Below are 16,647 nucleotides of genomic sequence, written 5' to 3'. Positions count from 1 at the left end.
ACCCGAGGGCCGTCGTGCTTCATCCCGGCGAGCAACGCCATCACGGTGTGACCGGTTCCCAGCGGAACCGGCGGACCGCGAGTGCCCCGGCGGCGGCGGCCCACAGCGCCAGCACGAGGACATCCAGCCACGGCACCGGTGTGCCCGCAGGATCCCAGGCTGCAGCCAGCCCGTTCTGCAGGTGCTTGAGCGGGAACAGCGAACCGACGGTGCCCATCCATGCCGGTCCGTCGTTCAGGAACACGTCCGAGAAGAAGGAGAGGAGGAAGAGGACGGCCAGCCCCACGGTACCGACCGCCCGCGCGCTGGGCACCAGGGTGGTCATCAGGAACCCGCAGGCCGCCAGGCTCAGGGAGCCGACCAGGAGGACCACCAGGCCGAGCAGCAGCCCGGCCGGACCGATCCTCAGGCCGAACGCCACCGCTCCGAGCAGGAGGATCCCTGCGAGGATGACCAGCGTCAGCGCGAGTCCCGCGACGGTCCTCCCGGCGAGGTAGCCCAGGACCGGCAGCGGTGTCCCCCGCATGCGCTTGAGGAGACCGGTGTCGCGCGCCCGGGCGACTCCTTCGGCGAGATTCATGAAGAGGGCGACGCCCGCACCCCAGGTGACCATGCTGGCGCCGATCACCAGCGCCGCGGGCCGCCCGTCGGCCAGGGTGTCGCCCGGCTGGACGGTGACCAGGAGCGCGAACAGGCCGACCGGCATGACGACCGAGAAGAACACGTCGCCCGGCCGCCGGGCAGCGCCGCGGAGCGCCGCCACGGACTGGCCTGCGAGGAGTACGAGTGCGGAGGGCCGGCGGACAGTGACCGCGACCAGCCCCGGCGAGGTGACCCCGTCGGACGACGACCGTGACGGCGACGACGCCAGTGACGACGACAGTGATCCGGCGGGATCCGGTGGCGGCGAGGGACGGACCGGGCGCCGTCCTGTGGGGCCGACCCGGTGGGAGCGGTACCGTTCCCACCGGAAGGCACCGAGACTGACGAGCGTGCCCGCGACGAGCCACGCTCCGACGACCGCGAGCTCTGCCGGATTCCAGCCGTCTCCCGGGAGGTAGGGGTTGAACTGGTCCCGGAGGGAGTCGGCGTAGGGCTTGAGCGGGAACACGGATGCGACGGTATCGAGCCAGGCCGGCAGGCCGGCCCCTACGAAGAAGAGCCCCGAGATGAAGGAGAGCACCACGGCGGAACCGATCGACGCCGCCTCCGCGATGGAGGCGCTCCGGCTCAGCGATCCGATCGCGAGGCCGACGGCCGAGAACGCCGTCGTCCCGACGACCAGCGTGACAGCCGTGGCGAGGAGTGTCTCCGTCTGCAGACGCACCTCGTAGAACAGCACGCTGAGCAGCACGGTCACCACGAGGGAGCCGAGCGCGAACAGCAGGGCCGCGCCGATCTGCCCGAAGAAGTAGCCCCAGGCCGGGAGTGGCGTCCCGCGGAGGCGCTTCAGCACCCCGGTCTCCCTGGCCTCCGCGACCGAGATCGCCACCGGCGGCAGGGTGGCGAAGAAGGTGCCCATCGCGATCGCGATCGGTGCGGCGAACTGCATGACCCGCACGCCGTCCTGACCCACCGCGTCATTGCCTGTGAGCACGCCGAGCAGGAAGAGCCAGAGCAGCGGCATCGCGAAGGTAAAGATCAGCACCACCTGTGTCCGCCAGAGCGCCAGGACGGCGTGCACCAGTTGGTCGCGTGCCATCGAGGCGGCGCCCACCCCCACGGAGGCCACTCGCACGGCGCCGCCTGCGACCCCGCCCATCACGCCCTCCCCGGTGGTGCGGCGGCGTCCTCCCGCTCGGCCGCTGTCACCGAGCCCACGAGCGCCAGGTAGGCGTCCTCGAGCGAGGGACGGCGGACCTCGAGTGCCGGGAGCTCGATCCGGCGTTCGAGCGCCCAGCCCGAGAGGGCGTGCAGCACCGCTGCCGGCTGCATCGTGGACAGCGTCCACCCCGCTCCGTCGGGGACGGGCGTACCACCCAGCTCGGGCAGGCCCGTCACGGGGGTATCACGCGGCAGGCGGAAGGAGACGACGACGCTGCGCTGTCCGGCGGTCAGCTCCGCCGGTGTCCCCAGCGCCACGACCCGGCCCTCGACCATCACGGCCACCCGATCGGCGAGGTGCTCCGCCTCGTCGAGGTAGTGCGTCGTCAGGAGCACGGTCTTGCCCGTGTTCCGCAGGCCTTCCACCAGCTCCCACGCCTGGTGCCGCGCGGAGGGGTCGAACCCGGTCGTGGGTTCGTCGAGGAACAGCATGTCGGGATCGCCGACCAGGCCGAGTGCCAGATCGAGCCGGCGACGCTGGCCGCCCGAGAGCGTCTTGACCCGCGCCTTCCGCTTCTCGGAGAGACCCACCTGGTCGATGAGGGCGTCCGCCGCCAACCGGCGCGGGTAGAGACCGCGCTGCAGGTTCACCAGTTCCATCACGGTGAAGTCGTCCTCGAACCCCGCGTCCTGCAGCACGATCCCGATCCGCTCGAGGAATGCGCGGGCGTGCGTCGCCGGATCGAAGCCGAGCACGGACACCGTGCCGGAATCGGCGCGCCGGTGTCCCTCCAGGATCTCGACGGTCGTCGTCTTCCCGGCGCCGTTCGGCCCGAGGAGGGCGAACACCTCCCCGGCTTCCATGGTGAAGGACACGCCGTCGACCACGACGAGGTCGCCGTAGGACTTCCGGAGATCCCGGACCTCTACCGCCGCCATCCTGTGTCCCCCTGGTCGGTTGTCTGCGACCAAGGGTAGGGGCCCCGGTGCACACCGATCAGGGCCGAAGGACCTCCGGGTGTACGACGGAGGGGTGGTTCCAGCCGCTGCTGGAACCACCCCTCCGTCGTACTGTCGATCCGCTCAGATGTTGAAGCCGAGCGCGCGCATCTGGTCGCGACCGTCCTCGGTGATCTTCTCGGGACCCCACGGCGGCATCCATACCCAGTTCAGGCGCCACTCGTCCACGACGCCGTCGAGCGCCTGACCGACCTGCTCCTCGAGCACATCGGTCAGCGGGCAGGCCGCGGTGGTGAGGGTCATGTCGATCAGGAGGGCGCCGTCCTCCGCGTACTTCAGGCCGTACAGGAGACCGAGGTCGACGATGTTCACGCCGAGCTCCGGGTCGATCACGTCCCGCAGCGCTTCCTCGATGTCATCCAGCGCCGTCTGCGCCTGCTGCACATCACTCATCGAACTCTTCCTCTCAGGCTGGTGTCATGCGGTCGGCGCGCAGGACGCGCCGGATGGTGCGGTGGTGCTACGCCTCGACCGGGGTCTGGGCAGTGAACCGATCGTAGCCCTCTTCCTCGAGGCGGTCCGCGAGTTCCGGTCCGCCCTGCTCGGCGATCCGGCCGGCGACGAAGACGTGCACGAAGTCCGGCTTGATGTAGCGGAGGATCCGCGTGTAGTGGGTGATGAGCAGCGTGCCCATCTCACCCTTGGCGTGCTCGCGGTTTACACCTTCGGAGACCACCTTGAGGGCGTCGACGTCGAGGCCGGAATCGGTCTCGTCGAGGATCGCGAACTTCGGGCGGAAGAGCTCGAGCTGGAGGATCTCCACGCGCTTCTTCTCGCCGCCCGAGAAGCCCTCGTTGACGTTGCGCTGGGCGAAGTCCGCGTCGATGCGCAGCTGGGCCATGGCGGCCTTGACGTCCTTGGTCCAGTGGCGCAGGCTCGGCGCTTCGCCGTCCAGGGCCGTCTTGGCCGTCCGCAGGAAGTTCGTCATCGTGACGCCGGGCACCTCGACCGGGTACTGCATCGCGAGGAAGAGCCCGGCGCGGGCCCGCTCGTCGACGCTCATCGACAGGACGTCCTCGCCGTCGAGCGTGATCGTACCGCTGTCGACCTTGTAGCGCGGGTGCCCGGCGATGGTGGACGCGAGGGTCGACTTGCCGGACCCGTTGGGGCCCATGATGGCGTGGGTCTCGCCGGTGTTGATCGTCAGCGTGACGCCGTTGAGGATCGGGATGTTGCCCTGCTCGGTGTCGATGCTGACGTGCAGGTCCTTGATTTCAAGTGTGGACATCGTGTTCTTTCTCCTTCGCCTGGCTGTCCAGGAGGTGTGCAGGAAGTAGGTGGGGGTGCGGCGACCGCTAGCCGAACTGCGGTGCGGCTGCTCCGTTGGTGACCGTCGTGACGTCGACGTAGACGTTGCCGTCGTGGATCTCCAGTGCGAAGACCGGCACCGGTTCGTAGGCGGGGAGCTGCAGCGGGGCGCCGCTGCGCAGGTCGAACTGCGATCCGTGCCCCCAGCACTCGATGGCGCACCCCTCGACCTCGCCCTCGGACAGCGAGATGTCCGCGTGCGAGCAGGTGTCGCCCAGCGCGTGGATCTCACCGTCGGAGTCGCGGACGATGACGACGGGGTAGTCGTCGATCAGGACGCGCAGCGCCTGCTTGACCTGGATGTCGTCGACGCTGCAGATCAGCTCCCCGCGGGGTGCCTCGGCCATCAGAGATTGCCCGCCGCGAGTTCGCGCTCGACCGACTCCGAGAGCCGCTCCTCGAGCGCGGGGACCTTGATCTGCTGGATGACCTCGGTGAGGAAGCCGCGCACCACGAGGCGTCGGGCCGTGACCTCGGGGATGCCACGCGCCATCAGGTAGAAGAGGTGCTCGTCGTCGAACCGGCCGGTGGCACTGGCGTGGCCGGCACCCTCGATGAGACCCGTCTCGATCTCGAGGTTGGGGACCGAGTCCGAGCGCGCGCCGTCCGTGAGGATCAGGTTGCGGTTGGTCTCGTAGGTGTCCGTGCCCTCGGCCGCCTTGCGGATGAGGACGTCCCCCACCCAGACGGTGTGCGCGTCCTGGCCCTGCAGCGCGCCCTTGTAGGTGACGCGGGACTTGCAGTTGGGGACGGCGTGGTCCACCAGGAGCCGCTGCTCGAGGTGCTGGCCGGCGTCGGCGAAGTACAGGCCGTACATCTCGACCTCGGCGCCGGGCGCGGTGAAGATCGACGACGGCGTGAGGCGCACGAGGTCGCCGCCGAGGCTGACGACCACGTGCTTGTACCGGGCGTCGCGTCCCACCTTCGCCTGCTGCGAGGACACGTGCACGGCGTCGTCGTCCCATTCCTGGACGCTGACGACGGTCAGCTCCGCGCCGTCGCCCACCATGATCTCGACGTTCTGGGCGAGCGTGACGGACCCGGAGTGGTCCAGGACCACGACGGCCTTCGAGAAGGCCTCGGCGCGGATGAGGATGTGCTGCGCGGCGGCGGCGGGCGAGGTCCCCGTGACGCGGACCATCACCTCGCCGTCGGCCACCGTCTCCCGCGGGATGGTGATGACCGTGGCCTCGCTGAAGGCGTTCCAGGCGGCGGCCGAGACGCGGTCCTCCGGCGTCGCGGCCGAGCCGAGCCGGGCGTCGCTGCGATCCACGGTCTCGACGGTGACGTTGCCGGCACCCGTGACCGCGAGCGCGGGCGCCGCACCCGTCAGCTCGTCGGTGTGCAGGCCGCGCAGGCGCTTGAGCGGCGTGAACCGCCAGTCCTCCTCGAAGCCGGTCAGCGTCGGGAAGTCCGCGAGGTCGAAGGACCGGCGGCGCTCACCGCGGGAGGCCTCGGGGATCACGGGCGCGTTGCCATGGCTGTGCTTCTTCAGTCCGTGCTGCTCGGTGCCGTCGTCCCCGCCGGGCAGGCTCTCGCCCTCCTCGGTGAAGCCGTCGATCGCGGACCCGGAGCCCGTGGGCGCGCCGAGGCGCGCCGTCCCGTCGAGGTCACCGGGACCGGTCTCCTCGCCCTCGGGCGGGTACTCGGTGTGGTCCATCTGGGTGGTCTCAGTCATTGCTAGCCCACGGCCCCTTCCATCTGCAGTTCGATCAGCCGGTTCAGCTCGAGCGCGTACTCCATCGGCAGTTCCCGGGCGATCGGCTCGATGAAGCCGCGCACGATCATCGCCATGGCCTCGTCCTCGGGGAGCCCGCGGGACATGAGGTAGAACAGTTGCTCCTCGCTGACGCGCGACACGGTGGCCTCGTGGCCCATGGTGACGTCGTCCTCGCGGATGTCCACGTACGGGTAGGTGTCCGAGCGCGAGATGGTGTCCACCAGCAGCGCGTCACAGCGGACGGTGTTGGCCGAGTGCCTGGCCCCCTCCCGTACCTGGACGAGCCCCCGGTAGGCGGCACGTCCGCCGCCGCGCGCCACGGACTTCGAGATGATCGAGGACTTGGTGTTGGGCGCGATGTGGACCATCTTCGATCCCGTGTCCTGGTGCTGCCCTTCACCGGCGAAGGCGATCGAGAGCGTCTCGCCCTTGGCGTGCTCACCGACGAGGTACACGGCGGGGTACTTCATGGTGACCTTGGAACCGATGTTGCCGTCGATCCACTCCATGGTGGCGCCCTCGTGGGCGATGGCGCGCTTGGTCACCAGGTTGTACACGTTGTTCGACCAGTTCTGGATGGTGGTGTAGCGGACGCGGGCGCCCTTCTTCACCACGATCTCGACGACGGCCGAGTGCAGGGAGTCGGAGGTGTAGATCGGGGCGGTGCAGCCCTCGATGTAGTGCACGTAGGAGTCCTCGTCCGCGATGATCAGCGTCCGCTCGAACTGGCCCATGTTCTCCGTGTTGATGCGGAAGTAGGCCTGCAGGGGGATCTCGACGTGGACGCCCTTGGGCACGTAGACGAACGAGCCGCCCGACCAGACGGCGGTGTTCAGCGACGCGAACTTGTTGTCGCCCACGGGGATGATCGAGCCGAAGTACTCCTTGAAGATCTCCGGGTGCTCGCGCAGCGCGGTATCGGTGTCCAGGAACAGGACGCCCTGGCGTTCGAGGTCCTCGCGGAGCTGGTGGTAGACCACCTCGGACTCGTACTGGGCCGCGACGCCGGAGACCAGGCGCGCACGCTCGGCTTCGGGGATGCCGAGCTTCTCATACGTGTTCCGGATGTCCTCGGGGAGGTCCTCCCACGTGTTCGCCTGCTTCTCGGTAGAGCGCACGAAGTACTTGATGTTGTCGAAGTCGATGCCGGAGAGGTCTGCGCCCCAGGCGGGCATGGGCTTGCGGTCGAAGTACTTGAGGCCCTTCAGGCGGAGATCGAGCATCCACTGGGGCTCGTTCTTCTTGGCGGAGATGTCGCGGACGACGTCCTCGCTGACGCCGCGGCGCGCGTTGTCGCTCGCCTCGTTCTTGTCCGCCCAGCCGTACTGGTAGGTCCCGATGCCCTCGAGCTCGGGGTTCTTCTCGAGGATGTCGCTGATCACCGACTCCGGCACTGCCGATGCAGCTGGCTTGCGGTCTACTTGATCCGTCATCACGGCCTTCCTTGCTGATGGATGGATAACGTTGCTGGATTGCTGGGTGGAGCGGTGTCCGGGACCGCCTGCGCGGGTCCGGGTGCGTCCGGGTCGACCGGCGCGGCCGGGGCCGCCGTCGTCCGTCCCAGGGGAATGTGGGTGGTGCAGACGTGCCCGCCGCCGGCAAGGGTGGAGAGCCGCCGGACGTCGACGCCGAGCAGGCGGGCGAAGACGCCGGTCTCCTGGTCGCAGAATGCGGGGAACGCCGACGCCAGTCCCTGGATGGGGCAGTGACCCTGGCACAGCTGCACGCTGAGCATCACCGGGCGGGTCGCCGGCACCGTCCGGGGTCCGCCTCCCTGAGGGAGGCCCACCGTCTTGGTGGATCCGACGAAGCCGTCCGTGGTGAGGGCACCCGCGAGGGCGTGCGCCCGGTCGGCGAGGTCGGGGCCCGCGGCCTCGACGATCGGCCGGTACCGCTCCTCCATGCCGGAGAACCGCGTCCGGGCGAATTCCTCGATGGCTTCCGGGCCCGCCGCCTCGCCGAGCCGGGCGAGCGCTGCGACCGCGATGTCGAGGTAGTCGTTGCCCATCTTGGACTGGCCGCGCCGGCTGAGCACGTAGCGCCGGGCCGGGCGGCCCGCGCCGGTGGCCGATCCGCGCACCCGCTTGACCTCGATGAGGCCGTCGGAGGAGAGCGCGTCCAGGTGGCGCCGCATGGCGGCGGGCGTGAACCCGAGGCGGTCGCCGAGCTCGGCGGCGCTGACGGGGCCGCGTTCGAGGACCGCCGACAGGACCCGGTCCCGGGTCCGCTCGTCGGAGTCCGGCGACACGATCTGGGCCGTGCGACCCGGCGTCCGGACGTCAGGGGAGATGGCCGCCGGGACGGCGCGGGGTGATGCGGTCACGATCCATTCCCTCCGTCGGCGACAAAATACACAACATAAGCATGACCTAATGTATTCCGCCCCACCACTTAGGCGAGGCTACCCATCGGCCCCGGCGTCCCGCCTACTACCTGCCGTAGAATAATCGGGTGCCGACATCTTCCCCCGCCCTCGAGATCGATGGTCTCGTCAAGGACTTCGGCCCGGTGGGCGCCCTCGACGGCCGGATGGTCCGCGTGCTCGACGGCGTCAGCCTGCGGGCAGAGCACGGCGCCGTCACCGTCCTGCTGGGAGCCAACGGCGCCGGCAAGACGACGACCCTCGAATGCGCGCAGGGGCTGCAGCGTGCCAACGGTGGCCATGTGCGGCTGCTCGGCGAGGATCCGTACCGGGCCACGCCGCAGTTGCGGGCGCGCGTCGGGGTGATGCTGCAGGACGGCGGGCTCCCGCCGTCGGTGCGTCCGCTCGCCCTCCTGCGCCACGTCGCGTCCATGTACGCGGATCCCCTGCCGGTCGACGCCCTGGCGGAGCACCTGGGCCTCGACGGGTTCGGCGCCGTCTCCATCCGGCGGCTCTCCGGCGGGCAGAAGCAGCGCCTCGCCCTCGCCTGCGCCCTGGTGGGACGCCCCGAGGTGGTCTTCCTGGACGAGCCGAGTGCCGGCCTCGACCCGCAGTCCCGCACCATCGTGTTCGACCTCATCCGGGAGCTCCGCGCCGACGGCCTGGCCGTCATCCTCACCACCCACCTGCTCGATGACGCGCAGAGGCTCGCCGACTACGTCTACATCATCGAGGGCGGCCGCACCGTCGCCGAGGGCACCGTCGCCGAGCTCACGGCGGACACCGAGTCCGACGGCACGCGCGAGCTGCGCTTCGAGACCGTACCGGGCCTGTCGTTCCCGCCCGGCCTCCTCCCCCATCTGCTCCAGCGCGAGACGGAGCCGGGGCAGTACGTCCTCCGGGGACCGCTCACGGCCGACGACGTCGCCCAGCTGGCGCGGTGGTGGGACGCCTGCGGTGTGATGCCCACATCCATCTCCATGGCACCGCGCTCGCTCGAGGACGTCTTCCTCGACATCTCCGGACGGAGCATCCGATGACCCTCGACGCACCGGTCCCCGCCGGCACCCCGGCCCGGGCCGTCGCCCCGATCGGCGGGACCGCGGCCTCGCTGCCCCGGCGGGTGCTGCGCCACGGCGCCTACGAGGCCCTCGCCATGCTCCGCAACGGGGAGCAGCTCGTCCTTGCGATCGTGCTGCCGCTCCTGGCGCTCACGGCCCTGGTCATCACCCCGCTGCTGGATGCCTACGGACCGGACCGGATCGACATCGCCGCTCCCGGCGTCCTCGCCCTCTGCACCATGTCCACGGCCTTCACGGGCCAGGGCATCGCGACGGGGTTCGATCGCCGCTACGGCGTGCTGCGCTTCCTGTCGACGACGCCGCTCGGCCGGTCGGGGCTGATCCTCGGCAAGGCCGTCGCGGTCGCCGTCGTGCTCGCCGTCCAGCTCGTGGTGATCGGCGGTGCCGCCGCCCTCATGGGCTGGTCGCCGGCGCCGGCGGGGATCCTGCCCGCGGCACTGCTGCTGCTTCTCGGCTCGGCGGCCTTCACCGCGCTCGGGCTCCTCGTGGCCGGCACCCTCCGGCCCGAGGCGACGCTCGCGGTCACCAACCTCGTCTGGATCCTGCTCGCGGCCGCGGGCGGCGTGATCATCCCGGCAGCGAGCCTCCCCGCTGCCGCCGAACCGTTCATCTCCGTCCTGCCCTCCGCCGCCCTGGGAGACGGCCTCAGGACCGCCCTGGTGAACGGCGTCCTCGATCCCTTCGCGTGCCTCGTGCTCCTCGCCTGGGCCGCCCTCGCTAGCCTGGCGGCCATCCGCTGGTTCAAATGGAGCTGACAGCATGACTCTTCCCGCGCTCTCCCGCCTCACGGACGCCCTTCCCCGCACCACCACCCCGCTCGTGCGGCGGCTGGCCGTCGCCTCCCTCGTCTCGCAGATCGCCATCGTGGTGACCGGTGGCGCCGTGCGCCTCACCGCCTCGGGGCTCGGCTGCCCGGAGTGGCCGCGCTGCACGGCGGACTCGATCGTCACCACGCCGGAGATGGGCTTCCACGGGGTGATCGAGTTCGGCAACCGGCTCCTGACCTTCGTCCTCGTCCTCATCGCCGTGGCCATGATCGCCTCCGTCCTGGGCATGCGGCGGGAGCGCAAGGACCTGTTCCGCCTGTCGATCGGCCTGTTCCTGGGCATCCCGGCGCAGGCGGTCATCGGTGGCATCACCGTGTGGACGGGACTGAACCCCTGGGTCGTGGGGCTGCACTTCGTCGTCTCCATGATCCTCGTGGCCGTCGCGACAGTGCTCGTCAACCGGGCCCGGCTCGACACGGAGCAGTACCGGGCCGGGCGCGCGCCTGCCGCACCGCCGCTGCTGCGCCAGCTCCTGCTGACCTCGACCGTCCTCACGTCGATCACGATCCTGCTCGGCGTCGTCGTGACGGGGTCCGGCCCGCACGCCGGCGACCACGGGGCCGCCCGCAACGGGCTGGACTCCGACCTCGTGACACGCCTGCACGCCCTCCCGGTGTACCTGCTGGTCGCCACGGTGGCCCTCGCCGTCGTCGTCGCCTACCGGTCCGGCGTCCACGCGAAGCTGCGCAGGGCGCTGGTCCTGCTCGCCGCGATCGTGCTGGTCCAGGGCGCCATCGGATACGTGCAGCACTTCCTCCACCTGCCCATCGCGCTCGTGGCGCTGCACATGCTCGGCGCGTCGCTGCTCATGGCCGCGGCCGTCCACGCCCAGTACACCGGGACCACGCGGAAGACCCTCCCGGGGACGCCGGCCGGGACCAGGGTTCCGCAGGCCGTCTCCTAGGGTCGGCGCAGTACCCTCCCCACCCCACCGGCCACGTCACCGGTCAGTCGTCGTCGAACTCCGCCTCGAGGACGTCGAGGAGCCGCCCGAGTTCGCGCAGCTCGGAGCCCGGGCTGGGCAGCAGGGGCGGGCGGGGATCCCCGGCGGCGATGCCGCAGGCCCGGGCCAGGAGGTGGAGGCCGCTGATCCTGCGCAGCCCGGCCACGTGGTCCACGAGGGGCGCGAGCACATGGCGGACCCGCTCGGTCTCCGCCCGGTCCCCGGCGACGACGGCCGCACGGAGCCGGGAGTAGTAGTCCGGCAGGAGTGCCGCCGGCCCGCTGTGCCAGGCGTCGGCCGCGACCTCGCCGGTCATCATCAGGAGGTCGCCGCTCACGCCATGGCTGAACGGCGCGGAGACGAGCCGGGCCAGTTCGGCGTACCGGGCGTTGAAGCTCGGGGCATCCGCGGCGGTGTCCTTGAACGCGACGACATCCGGCAGGGCAGACAGTTCGGCCACCACCTGCAGCGAGTAGTCGAACTGCGTGGTGCCCGGATTGTTGTAGAGGCAGATCGGCAGGTCCGTCGCCTCGTCCACCGCGCGGACCTGCGCCAGGACCTCGTCGTCGGTGAGGGGGACGTAGGACACCGGGGACAGCACCAGGCCGGCCGCTCCCGCCGCTTGCGCGTCCGTCGCGGCGTCGAGCACCTCGCGTGTGCCGACCGAGCTGATGCCCACGGCCACGGGCAGCCGACCGTCGACGGCCTCGATGGCGGTGCGCGCCACCCGGGCCCGCTCGCCGCGGTCGAGGTAGGCGAAGCTCCCGGAGGAGCCGAGGACCGTCAGTGCATCGACGCCGGAGGAGGCGAGTCCGTCCGCGAGTCCGCGGAGGTCCGCGAAGGACACGGAGCCGTCCGGGAGGAACGGGGTGAGGGGGTAGGCGATCAGGCCGGTGAAGTCCATGGGTGCAAGCCTAGGGCCAGCGCCCCCTGATCAGGCCGGGACTCCAAAATGAAGCCGGCATGTCCGGATCAGGACAGGACTGCCGTCCCGACGAAGGGATCGATGGCCAGGGCGAGGAAGAGGACCGTCAGGTAGCTGATCGAGCCGTGGAAGACCTTCATCGCGGCCTTCGGGTGCAGCTCTCCGCGGTGGGCGAGTGAGTGCAACCGGTGGGACTCGCGGATGAACCAGGCGCCGCCGGCGATCGCGGCGACCGTGTAGACCCAGCCCGCGCCGGCCGGGATCAGGAGGAGCGAGCAGGCCACCATGGCCCACGCGTACAGGACCACCTGGACGGAGACCGCGCGGGCACCGGCGATCGCGCCGAGCATCGGCACGTTGGCGGCGTTGTAGTCGTCGCTGTACTTCATGGACAGTGGCCAGTAGTGCGGGGGCGTCCAGAGGAAGATGATGAGGAACAGCACGACGGCGGGCCACTCGATCGCGTTGGTGACCGCGGCCCAGGCGATCAGGACGGGCATGCAGCCGGCAGCGCCGCCCCAGACGATGTTCTGCGACGTGCGTCGCTTGAGGACGAGCGTGTAGACGACCACGTAGAGGAAGATCGCCGCGACGCCCAGCATCCCGGCGAGCGGGTTCGCTCCGAACCAGAGCACGGCGATCGCGACGACGCCGAGGATCCAGGAGAAGACGAGCGCCTCCCGTGGCGTCACCTCGCCGGTGACGAGCGGCCGGTTCTCCGTGCGGTGCATCAGCTTGTCGATGTCACGGTCGATGTAGCAGTTGAACGCGCCGGCGCTCCCCGCCGCGAGGGCGCCGCCGACCATGGTGGCCAGGATCAGGCCGACCGGAGGGAATCCCCCCTGCGCGAAGATCATGGTGGGGAGGGTGGTCACCAGGAGAAGCTCGATCACGCGAGGCTTGGTCAGCGCGAGGTAGGCCTTCGCTTTGCGACCGAAACCCTGACGGGCCTGCGGGGGACGTGCCGGAGCAGGAGCCTGCTGGGTCTTCACAAGGCAACACTTTCGTTTCTTCCGGAGTAAAAGACAAGCTCCATCATACCCTTTTACGTTCTGTAGAAATCGGTGGGAGGATCCTGCGCCTCCGCCTCCCCTCGCGGCCACGGACTGTGACGGACGACATTGTTCGACTCCCACGTCCCTCGGCAGGCCGGACGGGATAGTGTGGGATGGAAAGCCCGCTGCGGAAGTATGCCCGGAATAAGTGGTCCCGGCTCAGTGCTGTTCCCGGTCGGAGCTGAAATTCGCAGGATTCATTGGTGAACGGCCAGCCCGACGGCGTGCCTGGAGGCACTCTCCCGTCGATGGCCGTTCCGGACAGAGAGGGCCCGGAAACGTGCCACAGACGCATGAGCAGGAACTGACCTGGACCGACCTCGACCGGAAGGCGGTCGACACGGTCCGCATCCTCGCGGCGGACGCCGTCGAGAAGGTGGGCAACGGGCACCCGGGGACGGCCATGAGCCTCGCTCCGGCAGCCTACCTCCTGTTCCAGAAGCTCATGCGGCACGATCCGTCGGATCCCGAGTGGACGGGACGCGACCGCTTCGTCCTCTCCCCCGGCCACACCTCGCTCACCCTCTACATCCAGCTCTTCCTGTCGGGCTACGGGCTCGGGCTCGATGACCTGAAGGCCCTGCGCACCTGGGGCTCCCTCACCCCCGGCCACCCCGAGTACCGCCACACCAAGGGCGTGGAGATCACCACGGGCCCCCTCGGCCAGGGCCTCGCGACCTCGGTCGGCTTCGCCTACGGCCAGCGCCGCCAGCGCGGCATGTTCGACGCCGACGCCCCCGCGGGCACCAGCCCCTTCGACCACACCATCTGGGTCATCGCCTCCGACGGCGACCTGCAGGAGGGCGTGACCTCCGAGGCGTCCTCGCTCGCCGGCCACCAGCAGCTCGGCAACCTCGTGGTGCTCTACGACGAGAACCACATCTCCATCGAGGACGACACCGACATCGCGTTCACCGAGGACGTCCTCAAGCGCTACGAGGCCTACGGCTGGCACACGCAGCGCGTCGACTGGACGAAGACCGGCGAGTACGTCGAGGACGTCGCGGAGCTGTACTCCGCCCTCGTCGCGGCCAGGAACGAGACCTCCAGGCCCAGCATCGTGTCGCTGCGGACCATCATCGGGTACCCGGCGCCGAACAAGCAGAACACCGGCAAGATCCACGGCTCGGCCCTCGGCGCGGACGAGGTCGCCGCCCTGAAGGAAGCCCTCGGCTTCGACCCCGCCAACCACTTCGACGTCGACCCCGAGGTCCTCGAGCACGCACGCGGGGTCGTCCGGCGCGGCTCCGAGGCGCACAGCGAATGGCAGGAGGGCTTCGACGCCTGGAAGGCCGCGCACGCCGACGAGGCCGCCCTGCTCGAGCGCATCCAGACCCGCACCCTGCCCGAGGGCTGGGAGGAGAGCCTGCCGACGTTCGAGGCGGGCAAGGACATGTCCACGCGCGCCGCGTCCGGCAAGGTCCTCACCGCGATCGGCCCCGCACTCCCCGAGCTGTGGGGCGGCAGCGCCGACCTCGCGGAGTCGAACAACACGACGATCGAGGGGTCGCCGTCGTTCATCCCCGAGAGCCGCCAGACCAAGTCCTGGTCCGGCAACCAGTACGGTCGTGTGCTGCACTTCGGCATCCGCGAGCACGCTGCCGCCGCGATCGTCAACGGCATCGTGATGCACAGCAGCACGCGTGCCTTCTCCGGCACCTTCCTCATCTTCAGCGACTACCAGCGGCCCGCCGTGCGCCTCGGCGCCCTCATGGGCGTCCCGGCCATCTACGTCTGGACCCACGACTCCATCGGACTGGGCGAGGACGGCCCCACGCACCAGCCCGTCGAGCAGCTCTCCTCGCTGCGCACCATCCCCGGGCTCGACGTCGTCCGACCGGGTGACGCGAACGAGGTCGCCGTCGCCTGGCGCACCATCCTGGAGAACACCGAGAACCCGGCCGGCCTCGTCCTGACGCGCCAGAACATCCCCACCTACGAGCGGGGCGAGGGTGCCGCCGAGGGCGGGACGTTCGGCTCGGCCGAGGGCGTCGCGAAGGGCGGCTACGTGCTCGCCGAGGCGACGGACGGCTCCCCCGACGTCATCCTCGTCGGCACCGGCTCCGAGGTGCAGCTCGCCGTGGAGGCCCGCACGGCCCTCGAGGCGCAGGGCATCTCGGCCCGCGTCGTGTCGATGCCGTGCCTCGAATGGTTCAACGCCCAGGACGCCGGCTACCGCGAGAGCGTCCTCCCCCGCACGGTCCGGGCCCGCGTGTCCGTCGAGGCGGGCGTCGCGCAGAGCTGGCACGGGATAGTCGGCGACGCCGGACGCATCGTGTCCCTCGAGCACTTCGGCGCGTCCGCCGACTACAAGACCCTGTACCGCGAGTTCGGCATCACGGCGGAGGCCGTCGTCGCCGCCGCGAAGGACTCCCTCGAGGCGGTGGCCGCCGATCCCCTGGCCCCCAACGGCTCCCCGGCCCTGCCGTCGGGCCACCGCGCAACGGAGACCGGCGACCAGCAGTAACTCCCCCGTTCCACCCGTCCAGCACACATCTTCCGCGGCAGCGGACAAGGAGCACACATCATGACAACCCCCACAGCCGATCTCTCGGCCGCCGGCGTATCCATCTGGCTCGACGATCTCTCCCGGGAGCGCATCAACTCGGGCGCCTTCAAGCACCTCATCGAGGACCTCGACGTCGTCGGCGTCACCACCAACCCGAGCATCTTCGCGGCGGCCCTGAAGAAGGGCGAGTCCTACGCCTCCCAGGTGGGCGCCCTCGCGGAAGCCGGCGCGGACGTCGACCAGGCCGTCTTCGACATCACCACCCACGACGTGGCCCAGGCCTGCGACATCTTCGCGGCGGAGGCCAAGCGCACCAACGGCGCCGACGGTCGCGTCTCCATCGAGGTCGACCCGCGGCTCTCCCGCGACACCGCGGGGACCGTGGCCGAGGCCAAGCGACTGCACGCCAAGGTGCAGCGCACCAACGTCCTCATCAAGATCCCCGCGACCGTGGAGGGCCTGGAAGCGATCACCGCGACCCTGGCCGCCGGCATCAGCGTCAACGTCACCCTGATCTTCTCCCTCGAGCGCTACCGCGCCGTCATCAACGCCTTCATGCTGGGCCTCGAGCAGGCCCGCGAGAACGGCCACGACCTCTCGAAGATCACCTCTGTCGCGTCCTTCTTCGTCTCGCGGGTGGACGCCGAGGTCGATGCACGCCTCGATGCGATCGGCACGGACGAGGCGAAGGCGCTCAAGGGCAAGGCGGGCCTCGCGAACGCCCGCCTCGCCTACCAGATCTTCGAGGAGCAATTCTCCTCGGAGCGCTGGCAGGTCCTGAAGGCCGCCGGCGGCAACGCGCAGCGCCCCCTCTGGGCGTCGACGGGCGTCAAGGACCCGAACCTCCCGGACACGCTCTACGTCACGGGCCTCGTCGCGCCGAACGTCGTCAACACGATGCCCGAGAAGACGCTCGAGGCCATGGCGGACCACGGCGTCGTCGAGGGCGACACCGTCAGCGGCAGCTACGACGATTCCAACGAGACCCTGAACCGGCTCGACGCGATCGGTATCTCCTACGACGAGGTCGTCGAGCAGCTCGAGACCGAAGGCCTCGACAAGTTCGTCACCAGCTGGACCGAGCTCCTCGAGACCGTCCAGGCCGCCCTCGACGCAGCGGAGGGCTGATCCC

15 protein-coding genes are annotated in these 16,647 nt (G+C 70.2%); 5 read left to right on the top strand and 10 right to left on the bottom strand.

Going from position 1 to position 16,647, the window contains the following annotated elements:
* Positions 1-40: 40 nt before the first annotated feature.
* From IWX63_RS12690 to IWX63_RS12655, 8 genes are all read right to left on the bottom strand, one after another.
* Positions 41-1,762 carry an ABC transporter permease gene (locus tag IWX63_RS12690; RefSeq protein WP_199278534.1) on the bottom strand — a complete coding sequence of 574 codons (1,722 nt, stop codon included), beginning with the start codon at positions 1,760-1,762 and terminating at the stop codon, positions 41-43.
* The gene (locus IWX63_RS12685; protein ID WP_199278533.1) at positions 1,762-2,703 is read right to left on the bottom strand and encodes an ABC transporter ATP-binding protein; all 942 of its coding nucleotides are present in this window, start codon (positions 2,701-2,703) and stop codon (positions 1,762-1,764) included. Before IWX63_RS12685 ends, IWX63_RS12690 begins: the two co-directional genes overlap by 1 nt.
* Before the next feature lie 144 nt (positions 2,704-2,847).
* Positions 2,848-3,177 carry a metal-sulfur cluster assembly factor gene (locus IWX63_RS12680; RefSeq protein ID WP_104120512.1) on the bottom strand — a complete coding sequence of 110 codons (330 nt, stop codon included), beginning with the start codon at positions 3,175-3,177 and terminating at the stop codon, positions 2,848-2,850.
* 67 nt (positions 3,178-3,244) lie between these two features.
* Positions 3,245-4,012: a Fe-S cluster assembly ATPase SufC gene (gene sufC, locus IWX63_RS12675; protein WP_199278532.1), complete on the bottom strand. Its 768-nt coding sequence runs from the start codon at positions 4,010-4,012 to the stop codon at positions 3,245-3,247.
* A gap of 67 nt (positions 4,013-4,079) precedes the next feature.
* Positions 4,080-4,439, bottom strand: a complete 360-nt coding sequence (locus tag IWX63_RS12670; protein ID WP_199278531.1) for a non-heme iron oxygenase ferredoxin subunit — start codon at positions 4,437-4,439, stop codon at positions 4,080-4,082.
* A complete protein-coding gene (gene sufD, locus IWX63_RS12665; RefSeq protein ID WP_334685850.1) occupies positions 4,439-5,770 on the bottom strand; it encodes a Fe-S cluster assembly protein SufD in 1,332 nt (443 codons plus the stop codon). The genes IWX63_RS12670 and sufD overlap by 1 nt, the downstream gene beginning before the upstream one ends.
* 2 nt (positions 5,771-5,772) lie before the next feature.
* Positions 5,773-7,245, bottom strand: coding sequence for a Fe-S cluster assembly protein SufB (gene sufB, locus IWX63_RS12660; RefSeq protein WP_199278530.1), 1,473 nt, complete (start codon positions 7,243-7,245; stop codon positions 5,773-5,775).
* Entirely contained in the window at positions 7,245-8,102 is an 858-nt protein-coding gene (locus IWX63_RS12655) for a helix-turn-helix transcriptional regulator (RefSeq protein WP_199278642.1), read from the bottom strand. The genes sufB and IWX63_RS12655 overlap by 1 nt, the downstream gene beginning before the upstream one ends.
* Before the next feature lie 161 nt (positions 8,103-8,263).
* Here IWX63_RS12655 and IWX63_RS12650 point away from each other — a divergent pair, with 161 nt between their 5' ends.
* Genes IWX63_RS12650 through IWX63_RS12640 form a run of 3 tightly spaced genes read left to right on the top strand, consistent with a single transcriptional unit; the run spans position 8,264 to position 10,987 of the window.
* On the top strand, positions 8,264-9,214 hold the full coding sequence (locus IWX63_RS12650; RefSeq protein WP_334685849.1) for an ABC transporter ATP-binding protein: 951 nt from the start codon (positions 8,264-8,266) through the stop codon (positions 9,212-9,214).
* Positions 9,211-10,011 (top strand): ABC transporter permease, encoded by an 801-nt coding sequence (locus IWX63_RS12645; protein ID WP_199278529.1) that lies wholly within the window; start codon positions 9,211-9,213, stop codon positions 10,009-10,011. The genes IWX63_RS12650 and IWX63_RS12645 overlap by 4 nt, the downstream gene beginning before the upstream one ends.
* 4 nt (positions 10,012-10,015) lie before the next feature.
* Positions 10,016-10,987 carry a COX15/CtaA family protein gene (locus IWX63_RS12640; RefSeq protein WP_199278528.1) on the top strand — a complete coding sequence of 324 codons (972 nt, stop codon included), beginning with the start codon at positions 10,016-10,018 and terminating at the stop codon, positions 10,985-10,987.
* A 43-nt stretch (positions 10,988-11,030) separates the two neighbouring features.
* Here the strand turns inward: IWX63_RS12640 and IWX63_RS12635 are convergent, their stop codons facing one another.
* Complete coding sequence (locus IWX63_RS12635) at positions 11,031-11,930, bottom strand: dihydrodipicolinate synthase family protein (RefSeq protein ID WP_199278527.1); 900 nt, start codon at positions 11,928-11,930, stop codon at positions 11,031-11,033.
* 68 nt (positions 11,931-11,998) lie between these two features.
* The gene (locus IWX63_RS12630) at positions 11,999-12,943 is read right to left on the bottom strand and encodes a heme o synthase (RefSeq protein WP_199278526.1); all 945 of its coding nucleotides are present in this window, start codon (positions 12,941-12,943) and stop codon (positions 11,999-12,001) included.
* A 343-nt stretch (positions 12,944-13,286) separates the two neighbouring features.
* Here IWX63_RS12630 and tkt point away from each other — a divergent pair, with 343 nt between their 5' ends.
* Positions 13,287-15,473 carry a transketolase gene (tkt, locus tag IWX63_RS12625; RefSeq protein WP_199278525.1) on the top strand — a complete coding sequence of 729 codons (2,187 nt, stop codon included), beginning with the start codon at positions 13,287-13,289 and terminating at the stop codon, positions 15,471-15,473.
* Positions 15,474-15,533: 60 nt separating this feature from the next.
* Positions 15,534-16,643, top strand: a complete 1,110-nt coding sequence (gene tal / locus IWX63_RS12620) for a transaldolase (RefSeq protein WP_199278524.1) — start codon at positions 15,534-15,536, stop codon at positions 16,641-16,643.
* The last annotated feature ends 4 nt before the right edge of the window (positions 16,644-16,647 follow it).

The organism is Arthrobacter sp. CAN_A2 (genome assembly GCF_015752045.1).
In the GTDB taxonomy this organism is placed as follows: Bacteria; Actinomycetota; Actinomycetes; order Actinomycetales; family Micrococcaceae; genus Arthrobacter_D.
Note: the sequence above shows the minus strand (reverse complement) of the source record. Positions and strands in the feature narration are given on the sequence as shown.

Excerpts from the sequence above, each read along its gene's own strand:
- IWX63_RS12690 (WP_199278534.1), bottom strand. The coding sequence starts at position 1,762 with ATGGGCGGGGTCGCAGGCGGCGCCGTGCGAGTGGCCTCCGTGGGGGTG.
- IWX63_RS12685 (WP_199278533.1), bottom strand. The coding sequence starts at position 2,703 with ATGGCGGCGGTAGAGGTCCGGGATCTCCGGAAGTCCTACGGCGACCTC.
- IWX63_RS12680 (WP_104120512.1), bottom strand. The coding sequence starts at position 3,177 with ATGAGTGATGTGCAGCAGGCGCAGACGGCGCTGGATGACATCGAGGAA.
- sufC (WP_199278532.1), bottom strand. The coding sequence starts at position 4,012 with ATGTCCACACTTGAAATCAAGGACCTGCACGTCAGCATCGACACCGAG.
- IWX63_RS12670 (WP_199278531.1), bottom strand. The coding sequence starts at position 4,439 with ATGGCCGAGGCACCCCGCGGGGAGCTGATCTGCAGCGTCGACGACATC.
- sufD (WP_334685850.1), bottom strand. The coding sequence starts at position 5,770 with ATGACTGAGACCACCCAGATGGACCACACCGAGTACCCGCCCGAGGGC.
- sufB (WP_199278530.1), bottom strand. The coding sequence starts at position 7,245 with ATGACGGATCAAGTAGACCGCAAGCCAGCTGCATCGGCAGTGCCGGAG.
- IWX63_RS12645 (WP_199278529.1), top strand. The coding sequence starts at position 9,211 with ATGACCCTCGACGCACCGGTCCCCGCCGGCACCCCGGCCCGGGCCGTC.
- IWX63_RS12640 (WP_199278528.1), top strand. The coding sequence starts at position 10,016 with ATGACTCTTCCCGCGCTCTCCCGCCTCACGGACGCCCTTCCCCGCACC.
- IWX63_RS12635 (WP_199278527.1), bottom strand. The coding sequence starts at position 11,930 with ATGGACTTCACCGGCCTGATCGCCTACCCCCTCACCCCGTTCCTCCCG.
- tal (WP_199278524.1), top strand. The coding sequence starts at position 15,534 with ATGACAACCCCCACAGCCGATCTCTCGGCCGCCGGCGTATCCATCTGG.